The sequence below is a fragment of the Mangrovibacter sp. MFB070 genome, from assembly GCF_000705335.1.
In the GTDB taxonomy this organism is placed as follows: Bacteria; Pseudomonadota; Gammaproteobacteria; order Enterobacterales; family Enterobacteriaceae; genus Mangrovibacter; species Mangrovibacter plantisponsor.
The window spans coordinates 254,458-271,599 of record NZ_JJMI01000022.1; the positions used below are offsets into that span (position 1 = coordinate 254,458).

Below are 17,142 nucleotides of genomic sequence, written 5' to 3' on the forward strand. Positions count from 1 at the left end.
CAACCGCTTACAGACGCTTCTGTACGTTGTGGGGTGGTTCTGCTGTACATCGCTGATATGATGGTGGTGCGGCAGACCTTCGCGTCACGGCGGTAGCGTCTTCGGGGCGAAAACGCGCGTCGGGTCAAAATGCCGCCAGCGTCAGAATGCATCAACAAAAATGACCTGTAACCTGCTGACTGTGCAGGGAAAAAACCATACCTCTTTGAATAACCGTGTCGGAACGTGTTGCTGTAGAGAATAACTATCTTAGCGTGTCGGATAAGACAGAGCTTGAGATAGCAAAACAGACGCTTAAAAACAGTAAAGATCCGGCCGAGCGCGAAAAGGCACAGCAGAAATATGATGCATTGCTTGAAAAAGATATTAGCAGTGATGAAGCGGTAATCGCTGCGTGCAGTAATGGAAAGGCAGCCAGCGCGGCTTGTGCCGGTGAAAGATTGAAAGTTTTTGTGGCTAAAGGAGGTTATGAAACTGGAAACTACAACAACCAGTTCAGCGATATGTATCCGGATGCTTACGGGCAGATAGTAAACCTGCTGAACATCACAAGCGTTGATGCACAGAATCAGCAGCAGGTGAAAGATGCCATGATTAACTATTTCATGGTCACCAAAGGTGTGGATCGTCAAACCGCAGAAAGCTACACTGAAACAAAGCAGGGCCTGGAGATCATTGCGGCTTCGGTAACACCAATCTTGGGTTCTGCTGCGGCAAAACAATTAAGTAAAATTGTTGATGCTAATCTGAAGGTAATTGCCAGGGGAAATGTGGGTGGAGTGAAGTTTTCTGACACAAACCAAGGTATAAGACCTTCACAGTTAACTGATTTCAATAAACCGACGCTTATCAATGATGTTGTGCAGGCCAAGATAGACAAGCGGCCGGATAAAAACCTGATCCTACCCACGTAATGTGGACACAGCCCTAAGCGAGGTTTTCGTTACGAAAAGCTAACCGCTGAAATATCTTATAAAGGACAAGTTCTTTGTCAGCTAAATCAGGATAAAGGCCCAGACGCCATTGAAGTCGAGTTTTTCTCAGACAGTCGTATGCTAACTGAGTCAATAGAAATGAAATTTCCATTGAATGCGTTTTTGAAAGTATTGGCTGAGGTAAAAGCAGATCTAATTGCTTAACCAGCTGACTAAAAATCGAGGCACAGATCCCGGCCTTCGCGCCGGGATTGTCGTTTTTAGCGGTCAGACTCCCCGTGCCGCCTTCACCCTGCCGCCCTGATCCTGAGACCTGAAAGTGCTTCAAACCCCCGGGAGGAAATGTTTTGTGGCCACCGCCAGTTGGCCGTGCCCCAAAAACTACCCGATCAGGGCGATGCCCCGACATCCGGCAGAGCGGGAAACAGAAATCCCGGATGACAACACGGAGGACTGACATCATAATGACAACACAATCGACACCACGCGAGGTTATGACGATGAGCAGTACCATCCACTTCCGTATCGACGAAGAAACCAAACGTCTGGCGATGCAGGCCGCAGAGCGTCAGCAGATGAGCCTGACGGAGCTGATGCGCCAGCGTGCGGAAGAGCTGGCCGCTGAAGAGCGCCGCCATCAGAGCAGCGAGCATGAAGGCTGGCTGGAAGAACAGATAGCACAGGCGTTCAGCCGTTATGATGCAGGCGAAGGCGAGTACATCAGCAACGATGAAATGGAAAACCGGATGAACGCCCTGAAGCAACGGGCCACGCGGGGTAAGCTGTGACGGTCTGTGTTGAATGGGAAAAACGCGCACAAAGCGACAGGGAGAATATCTTCCTGTATCTGAACCGGGAAGTGGGCGCACTGGTCGCTATCGCCGCCGATGAACAGCTGGCGGGTATGGCGGGCATCCTTGCAGAAAACCCGCTTGCCGGGGTGAAAGCCGGACGCTCAGAGACGCAGCGTAAACTGGTGGTGCCTCACTTCCCGTTCATTATTGTGTATGCAACTGAAAATGCCCGGGTGCGCATCCTGCGCGTCCTTCATACCTCCCGGAAGGTAGCCGGGCAATACAGCCCGAGCTGAGGCCAGCAGGGCCTCTCTAGTCTTATCCCACATACTCCCGGATAATCCCGTTAAAAAGCCTTATCAGCCACTTACGGGTGGTTCTGCTGTGCGTCGCTGATATGCTCGTCGTACTGGCGAGTTGCTGGAAAAGGCGCGTGTTAAAGGTAGTTTAAGCCCGACAGAACAGAACGAATTAGCTTTTCTTCAGGTGACGACGATCCAGCTTGAAGCAGACAGAACGGCTGCGATCCACAATGCATTAATGTCTGGTGATTCGTCTGAAGCAAAACTGATCTTACCCACGATCTGTGGTCCCGTGCCGTTATTGGCTGGTCGATGACCTCACGAATGACGGCGAAGGAAAAATAAAGGAAAGCGTGATGAGTGGAACTGATTTAAGCGTATACCTGAGGCTCCCGTTATGGGAGCTTAAATTTTAATTTTTTATTCTAATTTAATAAAATACAAAATATTTTAATCATTTAAATTGAACGTCGTTGGCAAATCAGATGATGGAAGGGTGCTTCCGGCGGCGGTACCGGAAGCGTGGGATGGAACGTATTATCCGATATATTTTTCCATGTTCTCGCGGCACAGGGTGGCGATGTCATACAGGTCATATTCCCAGCGATCCGGGCTGAAAAGCTCTGCCGACCACATGCCGTCGTAACCGGTAGATTTCACTGCATCGACATAAGCCTGAATATCAATCTCCCCTTCGCCAGGCATGTAATTGCGCAGCACCATCTGATCCCATGGCTCACCCGGTTTCGGCAACCGTCCATCACAGAAGTGTACGCCATAAATCAGATCTTTATCCATTTGCGCGACTTCTTCCGGCGGGGAGCCTGCAGCATAGAGGTGCCAAAAGTCGATCACCATACCAACGTTTTGCTTGCCGACACGGCGGATCACCTCCAGCCCTTGCTGCAGGGTACGGAACTTGGTAAAGGCAATCACTTCTATCTGGTAGCGCACACCATACTCTTCGCCGATGCTCGCAATGGCACTGACGTTTTCAGTAATAATGTCCATTACGGTATCGTCTGCTTTATCATCAATACCGTTCAGCGCGAGGATCTGCACTGTCGGGCAGTTCAGTTCGGCCGCAGCGCGAGTCAGGCGGGTGGCTTCCGCCAGCATCGCTTTCTTCTCTTCGCCTTTATAGCGTTCCATTTCAAGCAATGCATTGACACAACCAACGGAGAGGCCATAGCCGTCCGTAACCTGTTTCAGCTTTTTAGTGGTACCACCATTATCCAGATAACGCCCCAGCTTCGCACTGAGCAACTCCAGGCTTTCGTAGCCAGTGTCGTGGGCAATGCGCGCATCGGTAAGAATGTTGCAGTAATGTGTTGAAATGCCATGTAATGCTTTTTTCATAGAGTACTCCAGACGAGGTTTTATAATTACAGACCGGTCATTTCACTAATGCATTGCTGGGAGGTATTCTCTTGGTCCAGTTCCGGTATATCGTTATTGGTCCATCTAATGGGAATGGCCAGTTTCACGTAATCACGGTTCATTAGCGTTTATCCCGGCTTTAGTTTTTATTGTTCAGATACTGAGCTATACCCCACAACACAAGTGCGTGGTCGTCCTGAGCCGGCAGCCCGCTGACGCTAACAGCCCCCATTACCGCACCGGAGGTATGCAATATCGGGAAGCTACCGCCGTGGTCACAGTATTCAAACTGGTTAATAAAGTTGTGGTGCTCCATACGCGAACCCGTTTTTTCGTAGCTCAGTCCGGCATACATAGAGGAATGTGCAAGGCGCAGCACGGAATTACGTTTACGTTTCATCCATTCAATATTGTCGGAAGTGGAACCGGCCAGGGCTGCGAAAAAGAGCGGTTGACCAAAGGCATATACTTCAATGGCTACTGGCGCACTCTCTTTTGCAGCGCGCTGACGAATAGCCAGTCCAATTTCCCAGGCCGCATTAAAGTCAAATTCACTAAAACGGTGTTCTTTTTCCTGTTTCAACAGCTCATCAAGGGTAAGTGAGTGACTCATGGCATAACTCCGTAGTAAGTAGAGGTTGATTACTAAAACAGAGGTTATGCTTTGGAAATAAAAATTTCAACACATCAATAAAATGAAATTAATTAGCCATTTTTTATGTTATTGATTTTTTTTATGATTTTCTAAATGAAATGATATTGAGGTGTGTTACATAATGGCGGATCATGCTTTGTATTCGTGATCGCTATCACTTACCAGAAATGAGCGTCTGTATTAACGCTATGCGCGTATTGACTGAACCGGCGGAAACAGGAGCGGCAACACTATGTCTGCCGCAGGACGTGTCATACCTGAATATCAGCATCAGCCGTTATGATGTAAGCGAAGGCGAGTCCTGCGTATATAACATGTTTAAACGCTGTTCCGGCAATACCGAAACAGCGTGAGTAAAGTGGTGGCCACAGTGCAATCAGGCAGCGCTGGGAGCAAGAGTAATCCGGTCCAGCGGGCCGACGACAAACAGGTAAGAAACCAGCCCAATCAACCCCATTGAACCCACATATAAAATGGCGTAATCAAAAGACTGAGTATTGGCAAGGATGATACCAATCACCAGCGGAGTGATGATGCTCGCCATATTGCCACACATATTGAATACGCCACCTGCAACGCCTAAAACTTCTTTGGGCGAAGTGTCGCTCAGTACACACCAGCCCAGGTTACCAAACCCTTTAGCGAAAAAGGCCAGGCTCATGGCGGCGATTACCACAAATTCTGAAGACGTATAATTGGCAACCACTATTACGCAGGAAAGCAGCATTCCGCAAATAACCGGGAGTTTGCGTGCGGTTGTCAGGTTGTAACCACGTTTGAGCAACCAGTCAGAAAACACACCGCCCAGCAACCCACCAATAAACCCGCATATCGCCGGAATACTGGCAACAAAACCCACTTTAAGAATGGACATCCCTTTAGCCTGATACAGATAAGTTGGAAACCAGGTCAGGAAGAACCAGGTAATTGAAGTGACGCAGAACTGCCCAATATATACGCCAACCATCATGCGGTTCAGGCAAACACTTTTGATTTGTGCCAGGGTGATTTTCTGCGTTTCTTTTTGACTACCTAACGTGGGTTCTCCACCACCCTGGCGGATATAGTCAATTTCATGTTGATTAACTTTTGGGTGTTTCAGCGGGTCTCGAACCTTAATCAGCCAGAGTGCGCCAAGAATTACGCCTGTTGCGCCAATATAGTAAAAGACAAAATGCCAGCTCAAATTATGCAGAATAATCGTCATCAGCGGAGTGATAATACCTAATGAGATATATTGAGCGGCCTGATAAACCGAAGTCACAAATCCGCGTTCATTATTCGGAAACCACTGAACACTCAGGCGGCTATTTGCCGGGAAAGCAGGGGCTTCAATTGCACCCATCAATAAACGCAGTATAACTAAAACAATTAATGGGCTGGTGTACAGATAAACCGTACCCTGTAGCATAGTTACCAGTGACCAGATAATCAGTGCACAGCCATAAACCAGCCGTGAACCATAGCGGTCGAGTAACCATCCGCCCGGTAACTGCATAATGACATAGGCTATACCGAATGAGGAAAAAGCCAGGCCCATTGCTTCGGGATCAAAAGCCAGGTCTTTTCCCATAATAGGGGCTACCACTGATAACGTTGCCCGGTCTGCATAATTAAATACTGTAGCGAGAAACAGAAATAACAGAATGCTGTAGCGTACTTTAGTGCGCTTTATTATTGTGCTCATTTATCGACTCCGCGGGTAAGGGCAGAATGATCTCTGTAGGGAAGAGGGCGGGTATTACCCGCCTCGGGTTATCAGGGGCGTTTGCCAAATTCACAACTGAGTTGCGTCCAGTTGCGAGCCTGCTCGCTGAGAGTGAATCCCAGGCCGTGCCGGTCGGAAATCCACATACGCCCGTCACGCAATTCAAGTTGTTCGTTGAATAATGGATTCAACCATTCGAAGTGCTCCAGCCAGGGTTCAAGTGGGTAAGCAGCAGCCAGGTGCAGGTGTACTTCCATGGCGAAGTGTGGCGCAAGTTTGCGGCCATGTTTGGCTGCCAGTTCCATGATCTTCAGGAATGGCGATATCCCGCCAACACGGGGGGCATCTGGTTGAACGAAATCACTGGCATTACCGAGGATCAGTTGTTCATGTTCACGAAAGCTGGTGAGCATTTCGCCTGTTGCGATGGGGGTATCAAGTGCGGCGGCAAGTTGTGCATGCCCTTCCACGTCCCAGGCGTCCAGCGGCTCTTCTATCCATATCAGGTTATATTGCTCCATTTCGCGGCCCATACGAATTGCTGTTTCTCTGTCCCACTGCTGGTTGGCATCAACCATTAGCGGGAAATCATCTCCCAGCGCTTCACGCACTGCACTTAAGCGACGCAGGTCTTCAGCGCAGTTGGGTTGGCCAACTTTTAACTTGATCCCACCAATTCCGTTCTCGCGTGAAATAACAACATTTTTCAGCACCTGATCCAGCGGGGTGTGCAGGAAGCCGCCGGAAGTGTTGTAACACTGCACTGAATCGCGATGGGAACCCAGCAATTTAGCCAGAGGTAAACCCGCGCGTTTGGCCTTCATATCCCACAAGGCGATATCGATAGGGGAAATTGCCTGCACAGCCATACCACTGCGGCCAACCGATGCACCTGCCCATAATAATTTGGTATAGATTTTTTCGATGTCATTAGGGTCTTCACCGAGCAGGTTATCGGCAATTTCTTTTGCATGTGCGTAAATACCCTGGCCACCGGCCCGCTTGGAGTAACTAAAACCCACACCTTCAAACCCGTCACGGCTGCGGATTTCAGCAATGATAATAGCGACTTCCGTTAACGGTTTTTGCCGGCCAGTCAGTACCTTGGCATCGCTTACTGGTGTTGCCAGCGGCAGAAATGCCAGCGACAGTTTTACCCACTCGATTTGGTCCCCGGTTTCAGCGGCGGTTTTTCCATTGGCAACTTTTGCGTAGGTCACGGATTCAGAGTTTGCACTTAAAGACATGGTTCTCTCCTGGTTAATGTAAAAATGATTGCGCTAACATTTTTATTTTTACTGAGCGTAGTTATCCAGAGAGATGGCGTAAAATTGAACATCACGTCACAAATAAAAGCGATTATTTAGTGACTTATTCAAAATGGATCACATTTTTGATCATGTGCAAAGTTTGTGAAAGATAAAATGATTGCGTTAACATTTTAATGCGGAAGGTGAGTTTGTACTGTGGTTTTTTCGGGCAGATGATGGGGGCGCTGGCAATGACCCGGGGCATGATGAATAATGTGCAGATAAATCAACAGATTTTCAGGGAATCAACGGTGAAGAGTACCAGACATCCACGCGCCCCAACGCTGGAAGATGTTGCACGCAATGCCGGGTTGTCGCCAATGACGGTGAGCAGGGCGTTGAATACCCCACAGTTGGTGCGCCCAAAAACAGTTGAGAAAGTGATGCTTGCTGTTCGTGCCACAGGTTACATTCCCAATGCTATGGCCGGTGGGCTGGCATCACGGCGCAGTAAACTGGTGGCAGTAGTGGTGCCTCAAATCAACAACAATATGTTCGTGGATACCATCCAGGCTTTGAGTGATGAGCTGGCGCGGCGGGGCTACCATATGTTGCTGTGCGTGGCAGGGTATACCGAACAAACTGAAGCCGAGCTGGTTGCGACGTTGCTTTCCCGCCGCCCAGACGGCGTGGTTCTTACCGGTATTCACCATACAACTGAACTCAAGAAAGTGATTCTTAATGCCGCTGTCCCTGTGGTGGAAATTTGGGATCTAACGCCAACACCGTTGGATATGCTGGTGGGGTTTTCCCATGAGCGAGTAGGGCAGGCAACCGCGCAATATCTGCTTCGCAAAGGGTATCGTCGCCCAGGGTTACTTTGGACGTCAGACAGCCGTGCAGCACAGCGTAAACAAGGCCTGTGTGATGTATTTGCCAGTTGTATCAGCAAGGGCCTGCCCCAGGTGGATGTCCCGCTTCCGGCCTCACTGGCGCTGGGGCGTTCCGGGTTGTCGCAATTGCTTGGAGAAGGAACCTTTGATGTCATTGTGTGCAGTTCAGACACTCTGGCACAGGGCGCAATCATGGAGGCGGAAAGCCGGGGTATGCGAGTGCCTCAGGATTTGGCCGTCATCGGGTTTGGCGACCTGGATTTTGCAGCCAGCAACCGGCCCACAATTACCACCATTAGTGTAGACCGGCGCGCTATTGGGCTGCAGGCGGCGTCTCTTCTGGCCGAGCGTATTGAACAGCAGCCTTGTAACGCACCGATTATTGATATCGGTTTTCACCTGGTTGAGCGGGAATCTGCGTGAGGAGGTCAACAGGTATCTGTTGATCGCATTAGCCGGCATGGTGTGAAAGACTTTTCCGCACGCGCCGGTGCGCCGGTGCGCTGGTGAAGGGGTAACATCGCCCGGAATTGCCGTTGTTCCGGGCGAATCAGTTAATTCGGCAAGCTAAGCTTTTACCCGCCGCAATGTGACCTGCTGGCGGGAATATTTTGGTTGCCGTTATGCTTAAAACCGGTAATTTGCCGAAACACTGAAGTTACGCGGTTCACCGTACACCACGGAACCATTCAGGTTTTCATCATAGGTTTTATCGAACAGGTTATTAATATTGGCCTGTACCGCCAGGTTTTGGGTAACCTGGTAGCGGCTGAATAAATTCACCACGGCATAACTGCCTTGCTCAGCACGCCATGTGCCGTAAGCGGTGGACACATCTTTATAGGTCCGGTCCTGCCAGTTAACACCACCGCCAACGGTCAGTTTCGGCATGGCAGGCAGGCGGTAGCGGGTAAACAGTTTCACTGAAGTGCGCGGCAGGTTAGGGTTAACGGCGTTGCCTTCGTTGTCATCGGCAACATAACGCGTTGCACCAAAGGTCATCTGCCAGTTGTCTGTCAGTGCGCCATTTAGTTCGAATTCCACACCTTTACTTACCGTACCGTTTACGCCGCGGTAAGCTGAATCTGTTGAGCCAGAAATCAACTGCCCGGTGCTTTCCGCCACGTTATCCTGTTCAATTCTGAACACCGACAGGGTGGTGGTCAGGCGGCTGTTCATCCAGTCTGATTTCAGGCCAATTTCATAGTCATTGCCGGTAACGGGCGACAAATATTTCCCGCTGCTGTCACGGTAATCTTGCGGTTGGAAAATCGAGGTATAGCTGGCGTAAGCAGACCAGTTGTCATTGATATCGAAGATAAGCCCGGCATAAGGCGTGGTATGGTTTTTCTCCATACTGTAGCTCAGAGTATCAATTCGCCAGTTGGTATAACGCGCGCCCAGGATCAGGTGTAGCGGGTCGGCCAGTGAAATACGCGTAGCGGCATACAGGGACTTCATGTGAGTGGTATCGTCCTGGGCTACAGTTTGCTGCCCCCACTGGGTTTCCGGGAAGTTTCCATCGTAATCATAAAAGCTGCCAAACTCATCCGGGAAAATATTGGCCCAGGTATTCAGGTAGCGGTTGGTTTGTTTGCTGTAGCTGCCACCAAACATCAGGTTATGCTGGCGTCCAAACAAGTCGTACGTCCCCTGAGAATAGAGATCCAGTGCATCCATTTTGCGTGTGCCGGAGTTCCAGCCGGTACCACCCACATAGTCATAGCCTGCGCCATAACTGCCATAAGGCCCAATCAACTGGCCAGTATCTTTATTGACGACAGCATCCAGGTACATCATTTTGCTGTCGAATTTAGTTTGTGAATGGGTGGCGTTCAGGGTGGCTTCCCAGGTGTCTGCAAAGCGTTGTTTTAACGTAATAAAGAACTTATTGAATTCTTTGTCGTTATACGCCCAGTCTGGCGCGGTACTGTGTGAGCGGTCATAGTGGCGTGTGCTGCCATCACTGTTCCACCATGGCAGGCCGTTCCAGGTGGGGCTGTTCACGTCAATGCGCTGGTATTCATAGCCAGCGGATAGCGAAGTCGTGTCACTCAGGTCTGCATCAATAATGCCGGAGAAAAAGGTTTTTTTGTTGTTGTAGCGGTCCAGCCATGAGTCGTTATCCTGGTAACCGGCAATCAGCCTGGCGCGCACATTACCACTTTCTGTTACCGGGCCCTGCAAATCGGCAACGTAGCGTTGTTTATTCCAACTGCCATATTCGGCGGAAAGGTTGCCGGTGAAGGTGCGGCTGGTGGCGTGTTTGCGAACCATGTTGATAGCCGCAGAAGGGTTGCCGGTGCCGGTCATCAGCCCGGTTGCGCCGCGCACCACTTCAACGCGTTCATACAGGGCGGTATCGGCCAGGGCGTCTCCCAGGTTCCACTGGGATTCAAAATAGGTGGGAATGCCATCAATCATGTAGTTATCAATTTGAAAACCACGCGAATAATACAGGCTGCGGTCTGAGTCGGTAGTGCTTTTACTAATCCCTGTGGTGTTTTCCATTACATCACCCAGGCTTTCCAGTTGCTGGTCTTCCATGCGTTGCTGGCTGATGATGCTGACAGACTGGGGAATATCTCGCTGGATCAACGTCATTTTGGTGCCAACAGAGGTGGCTGGCACGCTGTAATCCTGGCTTTGTGCCGCGGAATTACTGGTGGATGTAGTGCCTTCAACAATCACTGTGTCTTCTGTTTTGTCTGTTGTAGCCGCAAGGCCAGCCATGGGCATCAGCGCCAGAGAAATACTGGTTGCCAGGAGTGAGTAGTAGCCTTTGTGCAACAGCGGTTCCTTCCTGAATGGAAGTGCGAACATGAATATCCCCTTAGAACAATAAGTTGTTAAATTCCGCCCAAAGCTCGCCTCACCGATATATTGCGGCGGGCAGAAAATCAATTATGTAAATAATAATGAGAAGAATAACTATTAGCGGTTATGGATGTAACCACATGTGAAACTGGGTTTCAAGAAAAGTTTTTATTTACAGACAGGAGGGAGTTTTTCGCCGGAATGTTGCTGTGCTGAACGTTAAGCCTGATTCGGGTGTGCCATGGGCTTCGCTGTTGCGGGTCTGCTCCAGACCCGCATTGGGATGAATAAGCTGCTATTACTCACCTACCTGGACTGGTGAGGAAAGAAGATCCCGGAGCGATAGCAGCCCGATGATTACTGGCCAGCTAACAATAAGTGAGGCTCCTGTATTTGGTCGCCAAGCAGGAATACTGAGACGGCTTCATTCAGAACATGTGACTGGTCTTTAAGTGACTGCGCAGCAGCAGAAGCCTGCTCAACCAGTGCAGCATTCTGCTGGGTGACGGTGTCCATTTGTGCGACAGCCTGGTTGATCTGTTCAATGCCACGGCTTTGCTCGCCGGAAGAGAGCGCAATCTCGGACATCAGGGTGGTAACCTGGCTTACTGACCCAATAACGCGTTGCATGCTTTCACCGGTTTTTTTCACCAGAACGCTGCCATGAGTGATTTGTGCGGCAGATTGCTCAATCAACTCTTTAATTTCTTTTGCTGCGGTGGAAGAGCGCTGAGCAAGGTTACGAACTTCGGTTGCCACCACAGCGAAACCGCGGCCTTGTTCTCCTGCTCTGGCTGCTTCAACGGCCGCATTCAGCGCCAGTATATTGGTCTGAAAGGCAATGCTTTCGATAATACTGATGATGCTGACTATTTTCCCTGAGCTTTCTTCAATGACGTTCATTGAGCTGACAACCTCGCCCATTACCGTATTGCCTTCCGTAGCGGAAGCCTGCATTTCACTGGCAAGGTGGCTGGTTTGGGCTGTGTTATCCGAGGTTTGCTTAATCGTGGAGGTGAGCTGCTCCATACTGGCTGCTGTTTCACCTAAAGAGGCCGCCTGCTCTTCTGTGCGGGCAGATAAGTCTTCATTGCCTGCTGCAATTTCTTCAGCCGCATAACCGACCATTTGGCTGGATTCCCGTACCCGGGAAATAATACTGACCAGAGACAGGCGCATTTTTTCAAGAGAACGCATCATAGCGCCAATTTCATCATGGGCGCTTGACGTAATAGTCATGCTCAACTGGCCCCGGGCAATGTTGTCACACAACGACTTCGCCTGCTCCAAAGGAGACAGAACCCGTCGGTTAAGTAACACCATACTGGCGGCAATCAGTGCGATGAAAACCAGGGCAAAAACCGCAATAGTGACCAGGCTGCCAGTAAAGTGATGCTGTGCCTGTTGGTTGAGTTCACGTGCGTAGCTTTCATGAAATGCCAGTAGTTTATCCAGGCTTATTTCAAACTGGCGGTCAAGTGCTGGCACCTTTGTGGTAACCAGGTCTCTTACCGCCTGCGCGTCATTTTGTTTTGCTGCATCCAGCAGGGGCAGTAAAGCCTGGGTGCGGTATGTTTCCCATGCTGCGCGGTAAGCTTCGGTCAGGGCCTCTTCACCGGCATATTTGGGTGCATCCATATACTGCTTAAAGGCGTTGTCGGCTTTGCCCAGTACAACGCTTGCCTGATTGAGCGAGTTGCCAGAGCCAGCCATATCGCCTTTTGCGGCGTAATCCATGGCTTCCATGGCTTTAACGCGCATAGTCCGGCTATGGTTAATTGGGTCGATAATGGACAGCACCACGCGGATTTCTTTGTTCACTTTATCCAGCGACTCATTGCTGCCTGTCAGGGACCAGGCGGTTGTACCGCTACTGCAAAGGTAAATAATCAGAAAAACAGTGAAGGTGATAAGAGAAAAGCGTCGAACAGTCATGAGCTATTCCTTTAGTAATTAAGCACATTATGGGGTAAGAAGTGTCACTTCATAATGGTTATCGGCCAGAGAAGGGGATTTGTTAGTAGACCGGGTTGCCTTCAGGTCAATAAACCGGGGAAAATTTTGTACAGGCGGTTGCTGAAGTTTTTTAGCCTGGGAAAGGCCAGTGCGTAACCGGGTTTGTGCCAGTGAAAGTTTTTTTAACACTAATCATCTGAAATGCCCGGCCAGAGTGTGTGAAGCTCGCTACACTGGTTAACAGGGTTTAGTAAGAACTAACGGTATGAAATTTCAGTTGAATAAATTCAGGTTTTTCTTGGGGTGGTTAAAGCCACACTACTGGTTGAGTTTGCTGACTCTGTTTATCGGGGGAATTTTTCTGCACCCGGTGCTGATGCAGGTGTGGAGCACTTTGCCGGCAGATATGGAACATTTCACTGGCTGGAAAGACGCCATTTCCACTTTTGGCCTGTTAAGGCTGCCTCAGGTGGTTCTGGGTAGTGCAATTGTGCTGATGAGCATTGGGTTGTTTTTGCGGGCAAGGGTGGCGTGGACTTTCGCGCTGCTACTGTTGGTCGTGGTGGCACTATTCAACTTTTGGCTTACCGCTGGCAATTTGCGTATTGGCTATCTGGCCCTTATCGACACCCTGTGCTTGCTCTATTTCTGGCGGGATTTCAGCCATTCAAGCCTTGCCGCAGGCACCTTATTCGCACTTATCAGTTTCGCGTCATTACTCACTTATGCCCTGTTTGGTTCACTTTACCTTGGGGCGCAATTTCACCCGCCTATTACTGAGTTTGCTCAGGCGCTCTATTTTTCGACGGTCAGCATGTCGACAGTGGGGTATGGCGATATTATTCCGGTCACCAGTACGGCGCGCTTTTTTACTGTATCCATCATCATTATGGGGATTACTGTTTTTGCGACGTCAGTCAGTGCAATTATTGGCCCGGTGATAGGTGGCAACCTTAACCGTATGATAAAAGGACGAATTTCACACGCTATGCGTAAAAATCATATCATTATTGTGGGAGCCAGCCCGCTGGCAATGAGTGTTTATGCGGGCTTAAAGCAGCGTAATGAAACTGTGACGGTCATCGTCCCACCAGGCATTTCTCATGAATACCCGGCCGAGGCAGACATAATTGTCGATGACCCTTCAGCGAACCAGACATTGCTTAATGCGGGTGCGAATAAAGCCAGAAATATTCTGGTTCTGCGGGATGATGACTCCGATAATGCGTTTATTGTTCTGGCTGCCAAAGAAGTGGTTTCACCAGAAACCAAAATTATTGCTCTGGTTAACTCAGATAAAAACCTGAACAAGATTAAACGTGTTCAGCCGGATATTGTTTTTTCCCTGCAAACGCTGGCAAGCGAGATGCTGCTTGCCAGGCTCAGTGGCGAAAAGATGACAAACCAGGATCTGATGCAACTGTTGTTCCACGAAAACCATTAGTGATGCGTCTCAATTCTGGCTGATGAGTGCCGCCACTCCTGGGCGAGTATTTCAACCAGCCGGGCTGCACTTTCTTTACGGGCCCGGTGTGCGCCGGTTCCGGCCCACTGAGCACCAAAACCCGCCTCGCCAGCTGACTGCGCAGCCGCTGCCAGTGCTTTACCCAGAGAGTAGGCAACCGGGTAATCCGGAATGTTTTCAGGCAAAATCATACGAGTAGCCTTGCAGAATGCGTTATTCAGGCTGCGTGCCGGGCGGCCTGAAATAGCTGATGTCATGCATGTTTCACCGGGTTTTGCCAGGCTAAGGGCTCCACGGTAAGCGGTATTGGCAGCGGATTCCGGGCAGAGAATAAACGCTGTGCCCATCTGTACACCTGCAGCGCCCTGTTGCATGACTCGCGCAATATCCGTGCCGTTCATAATGCCTCCGGCGCAAATCACGGGCAGCGGGGTTGCCTTCTGCAACAGTAGCAATAACTCAGAAGTGCTTAACCGGGCATCTGCCTCTGTGGCCAGAAATGCGCCACGGTGCCCACCGGCTTCAAACCCCTGGGCAATAATAAAATCCACACCTGCAGCGGCAATTAACCTGGCTTCATCAGGTGATGTAGCGCTGGCGAGTGTTAAACAGCCTGCGGTCTTGAGTGCCTGAATGGCTTCTGGTTCTGGCAGGCCAAAATGGAAACTTACCACTGCAGGCCGGGTATCCAGCAATACCTGCAACATTGCGCTGTTGTGGCAAAAGGTGGCGTAAATTTCGTCCAGTGCGGTAGGGGCAGCGCTGCCAAAGCTGTGAAACATATTGCTGAACTGCTTTATCCACGCCTGCTCTTTAGCTGGGTTGCGCGTGGCTGGTGGGTGGCAAAACACGTTCACATTAAAAGGTGCCGTGGTCAGGGCCTGAGTTTGGTATATCATCTCCCGGGCCTGTGGTGCTGTTGCTGCACCAACACTAATCGAACCCAGCGCACCACTATTACTGACTGCGGCAGCCAGCTCTGGTGTGGACACACCAGCCATCGGTGCCTGGATAATAGGGTATTTCAGGTTTAAAACTTCACATAATGGATTCGTCATGGTAATCAGGTTGTTAGAAAGCACAGACCACCAAGTGTAGAAGACGCTGCAAAAATTTGTAGTCAGGTTATTACGCCATATTGTTTCACGAGCTTATTCGCTACTGTTGCTGGTGAAACTATTTTTGGGTAAGCAGTAAGGCGGAGTGTTGCAACACTCCACCCTGGGGCAACAAGAAGCCAGTGATTCAGACCCCCAGCTTACTGTGATACTGCTCCATAATGTTGCGTAATTTTTTTGCTTCTGCTTTTACATCGTTCAAATTCTGGGTTTGAGCATGTTGTTCAATGGTATCCACTTCATTAAGCAATTTCTTCATGCCTTCATCAAATACTGTTTTTCCCGAATCATTCAATGATGTTTTCTGTGCAGTTTGTGCTGACTGCTTAAATGCAGACAGGTCTTTTTTAAACGCATTAAGGTTGTTATCTTTCATCATTGAACGGTAACTCGTGCTCATTTTTTCCATTGAATGCTGAACGCTTACTGTACTGGCAGACGCATTACTGGCAATACACAGAAAGATACCAGGCAGCACCAGAGAGAATATGTTTTTCTTCATAATAACTCCGTAAGGAAGAATATAGGGTCGCAGATTAGGGTTACCCTTTTAGAGGGAATTTAAAGAACAATTTATTACTAACTGACTCACATAATGTTGTGGCTGAGCCACCGTATTTTTCCCATACAGGGAAGACGAGGGTGTTGGCAATAATTGCCACCAGTAACGCACCGAGCATATCGAATGGGAAGTGAACCCCGAGAAAGACCCGCGACCAGGCAACAAAAAGGCTGACAACAAGTAAAAAGCCACCAGCGGCTCTCGCCCGGTGTAACATCAATGCGATACCCGCGCTGAAAAACAGGGTGCCATGATCACTTGGGAATGACGTGTCAGCTGCATGAAAAATCCATGTATGCCCCAGTGGGATCATAAACGGGCGAGGATGGAAGTAAAATTTACTGCATAGTGCTCCTAACCCAAGAGCAACCAGTGCGGTAATCGCACATGCCAGTGCCTGGTTGCGGTTGTATTTGTCGCCCAGAAACCACAGCCCTAAAAGCAGGGCTGGAATCAGGTATAACGTGTATTGCGCGCAGAATTTCGCCAGTTCGATTAATCCATCGGGCGTGCCTGGAACAGCATTGACAGATAAAAACCATTCTTTGTTCAGTGATTCCAGCATAACAGCAAAATTCCATTCAGGTAACCAATTGAACAATTCTGGAACTGGCAGATTAATAAAACCTTAGGTAGTAAAGGTAATGTGGAAGAAATTTATTAAGGAAATTTAATATTTCGTGAAGGGGGGTAATGTTTACAAAAAAAAGAAAAGATATTGAAAGAATGTATTCCTATAAAATTTAATATTTAAACTGCCTGTCGCGAATATCTTAATGCAGTAAAAATAAGGGTATGGACCTGGTCGTGAAGTTACAGGTAACAGAAATGGCTGTTTGTGAGCGGCATTGAGTGATGGATTCCCCAAAGGGGAATGGCGAGGGAGGGATTGATTCGCTGCGCTCACCCCTGCGGGGCAACCTGTTGCACAGGTTGTCCTGATACCAGCGGTATCAGTCGAACCCTGACGAGGGTTCTGAATCACGGGCAATAAAAAAGCCTGTACGTGAGTACAGGCTCTTCTATGAAAGATGGCGGTGAGGGAGGGATTCGAACCCTCGATACGTTGCCGTATACACACTTTCCAGGCGTGCTCCTTCAGCCTCTCGGACACCTCACCAAATTGTTGAACCACCGGAGTGGAACGGCGCTTAATTTAGGGAAAAGCGCTGCCAGCGTCAATCAACTTTTTTGCAAAAAGAACTGTTTAGCTAAACTTCCAGCAAAATGCTGGCAAAACCAACAAAAAACGCTGTTTTTTCTCCCATGGCTCTTGCGTTAACTTCTCTTTGCGGTAAGCCTGTGTA

The 17,142-nt window shown here is 49.4% G+C and carries 14 protein-coding genes, 1 tRNA gene and 3 pseudogenes; 6 read left to right on the forward strand and 12 right to left on the reverse strand.

Annotated elements, in window-relative coordinates; translation table 11 throughout:
- Window positions 1–218: 218 nt before the first annotated feature.
- From DT73_RS10450 to DT73_RS10465, 3 genes and pseudogenes are all read left to right on the forward strand, one after another.
- Window positions 219–740, forward strand: a pseudogene (locus tag DT73_RS10450) (DUF6862 domain-containing protein); the annotation flags it as partial.
- 695 nt (window positions 741–1,435) lie between these two features.
- The gene (locus DT73_RS10460; protein WP_036108070.1) at window positions 1,436–1,723 is read left to right on the forward strand and encodes a damage-inducible protein J; all 288 of its coding nucleotides are present in this window, start codon (window positions 1,436–1,438) and stop codon (window positions 1,721–1,723) included.
- Window positions 1,720–2,025: a type II toxin-antitoxin system RelE/ParE family toxin gene (locus DT73_RS10465; RefSeq protein ID WP_036108072.1), complete on the forward strand. Its 306-nt coding sequence runs from the start codon at window positions 1,720–1,722 to the stop codon at window positions 2,023–2,025. Before DT73_RS10460 ends, DT73_RS10465 begins: the two co-directional genes overlap by 4 nt.
- Before the next feature lie 543 nt (window positions 2,026–2,568).
- Here DT73_RS10465 and DT73_RS10470 read toward each other — a convergent pair.
- The 3 genes and pseudogenes from DT73_RS10470 to DT73_RS10475 all read right to left on the reverse strand — a co-directional run bounded on the left by DT73_RS10470 (window position 2,569) and on the right by DT73_RS10475 (window position 4,024).
- Entirely contained in the window at window positions 2,569–3,390 is an 822-nt protein-coding gene (locus DT73_RS10470) for a sugar phosphate isomerase/epimerase (RefSeq protein ID WP_036108073.1), read from the reverse strand.
- A gap of 38 nt (window positions 3,391–3,428) precedes the next feature.
- Window positions 3,429–3,533 (reverse strand): annotated as a pseudogene (locus tag DT73_RS26735) (myo-inosose-2 dehydratase); the annotation flags it as partial.
- 17 nt (window positions 3,534–3,550) lie between these two features.
- Entirely contained in the window at window positions 3,551–4,024 is a 474-nt protein-coding gene (locus DT73_RS10475) for a heme-degrading domain-containing protein (RefSeq protein WP_036108075.1), read from the reverse strand.
- A 188-nt stretch (window positions 4,025–4,212) separates the two neighbouring features.
- Here DT73_RS10475 and DT73_RS26740 point away from each other — a divergent pair.
- Window positions 4,213–4,317, forward strand: a pseudogene (locus tag DT73_RS26740) (hypothetical protein); the annotation flags it as partial.
- Between the two features lie 125 nt (window positions 4,318–4,442).
- Here DT73_RS26740 and DT73_RS10485 read toward each other — a convergent pair.
- Together DT73_RS10485 and DT73_RS10490 are read right to left on the reverse strand one after the other, a co-directional pair.
- Window positions 4,443–5,753 carry an MFS transporter gene (locus DT73_RS10485; RefSeq protein WP_036108078.1) on the reverse strand — a complete coding sequence of 437 codons (1,311 nt, stop codon included), beginning with the start codon at window positions 5,751–5,753 and terminating at the stop codon, window positions 4,443–4,445.
- A gap of 71 nt (window positions 5,754–5,824) precedes the next feature.
- Window positions 5,825–7,021: an L-talarate/galactarate dehydratase gene (locus tag DT73_RS10490; RefSeq protein WP_036108080.1), complete on the reverse strand. Its 1,197-nt coding sequence runs from the start codon at window positions 7,019–7,021 to the stop codon at window positions 5,825–5,827.
- 314 nt (window positions 7,022–7,335) lie between these two features.
- On the opposite strand from DT73_RS10490, the gene DT73_RS10495 reads away from it, so the two are divergent.
- Window positions 7,336–8,340 (forward strand): LacI family DNA-binding transcriptional regulator, encoded by a 1,005-nt coding sequence (locus DT73_RS10495; RefSeq protein ID WP_036108769.1) that lies wholly within the window; start codon window positions 7,336–7,338, stop codon window positions 8,338–8,340.
- A 204-nt stretch (window positions 8,341–8,544) separates the two neighbouring features.
- Here DT73_RS10495 and fhuE read toward each other — a convergent pair whose 3' ends face one another.
- The 3 genes from fhuE to DT73_RS10510 form a co-directional block, all read right to left on the reverse strand.
- Complete coding sequence (gene fhuE / locus DT73_RS10500; protein ID WP_036108083.1) at window positions 8,545–10,740, reverse strand: ferric-rhodotorulic acid/ferric-coprogen receptor FhuE; 2,196 nt, start codon at window positions 10,738–10,740, stop codon at window positions 8,545–8,547.
- A gap of 351 nt (window positions 10,741–11,091) precedes the next feature.
- Entirely contained in the window at window positions 11,092–12,669 is a 1,578-nt protein-coding gene (locus DT73_RS10505) for a methyl-accepting chemotaxis protein (protein ID WP_051691341.1), read from the reverse strand.
- Between the two features lie 27 nt (window positions 12,670–12,696).
- The gene (locus DT73_RS10510; protein WP_036108085.1) at window positions 12,697–12,879 is read right to left on the reverse strand and encodes a hypothetical protein; all 183 of its coding nucleotides are present in this window, start codon (window positions 12,877–12,879) and stop codon (window positions 12,697–12,699) included.
- 76 nt (window positions 12,880–12,955) lie between these two features.
- Between DT73_RS10510 and kch the strand changes: the two genes are divergently transcribed.
- A complete protein-coding gene (gene kch / locus DT73_RS10515) occupies window positions 12,956–14,134 on the forward strand; it encodes a voltage-gated potassium channel protein (RefSeq protein ID WP_051691342.1) in 1,179 nt (392 codons plus the stop codon).
- Here the strand turns inward: kch and DT73_RS10520 are convergent.
- The 4 genes from DT73_RS10520 to DT73_RS10535 form a co-directional block, all read right to left on the reverse strand.
- A complete protein-coding gene (locus DT73_RS10520) occupies window positions 14,131–15,213 on the reverse strand; it encodes a nitronate monooxygenase family protein (protein WP_036108088.1) in 1,083 nt (360 codons plus the stop codon). The two genes, kch and DT73_RS10520, sit on opposite strands and share 4 nt — an antisense overlap.
- A 187-nt stretch (window positions 15,214–15,400) precedes the next feature.
- On the reverse strand, window positions 15,401–15,775 hold the full coding sequence (locus DT73_RS10525; protein WP_036108091.1) for a cytochrome b562: 375 nt from the start codon (window positions 15,773–15,775) through the stop codon (window positions 15,401–15,403).
- 40 nt (window positions 15,776–15,815) lie between these two features.
- Window positions 15,816–16,400, reverse strand: coding sequence for an undecaprenyl-diphosphatase (locus DT73_RS10530; protein WP_036108094.1), 585 nt, complete (start codon window positions 16,398–16,400; stop codon window positions 15,816–15,818).
- 467 nt (window positions 16,401–16,867) lie between these two features.
- Window positions 16,868–16,955: transfer RNA gene (locus DT73_RS10535), tRNA-Ser, on the reverse strand.
- Between the last annotated feature and the right edge of the window lie 187 nt (window positions 16,956–17,142).